The sequence below is a fragment of the Paracraurococcus ruber genome, from assembly GCF_004353985.1.
Classification (GTDB): domain Bacteria; phylum Pseudomonadota; class Alphaproteobacteria; order Acetobacterales; family Acetobacteraceae; genus Paracraurococcus; species Paracraurococcus ruber.
In genome coordinates this window covers 1-414 of sequence record NZ_SMOA01000716.1, presented here as the reverse complement: position 1 = coordinate 414, position 414 = coordinate 1, and the positions used below count along the sequence as shown (strand labels likewise).

The window sequence follows — 414 nt, the reverse complement described above, 5'->3', positions numbered from 1 at the left end:
GCCCGGCGGCCCGGCGCTGGAGGCCGCCCGGCGCCTCCTCGCCGGGGCCCGCCGCCCGGCGCTGGTCGCCGGGCTGGAAGCCACCGATCCCGCCGCCTGCGCCGCGCTGCGCGCGCTGGCCGAGGCGCTCGGCGCCCCCGTCCTCGTCACCTACAAGGCCAAGGGCGTGCTGCCGGATGCGCAACCGCTGTTCGGCGGCGTCTTCACCGGCGGGGCGGCGGAGGCGCCGATCCTGCACGCGGCCGACCTGATCCTCCTGGCCGGCGCCGACCCGGTGGAGTTCATCCCGCAGCCCTGGCGCTTTGCCGCGCCGGTGCTGGACGTCGCCGCGGCGCCGCGCCCCCTGCCCTATCGCGCGCCGGCGGTCGCCCTGCACGGGCCGCTGGCGCCGGCGCTGGCGGCGCTGGCGGCAGC

The 414-nt window shown here is 81.2% G+C and carries 1 pseudogene; it reads left to right on the top strand.

Annotated features, from left to right (window positions below):
* Nucleotides 1–414, top strand: a pseudogene (locus E2C05_RS32545) (hypothetical protein); the annotation flags it as partial.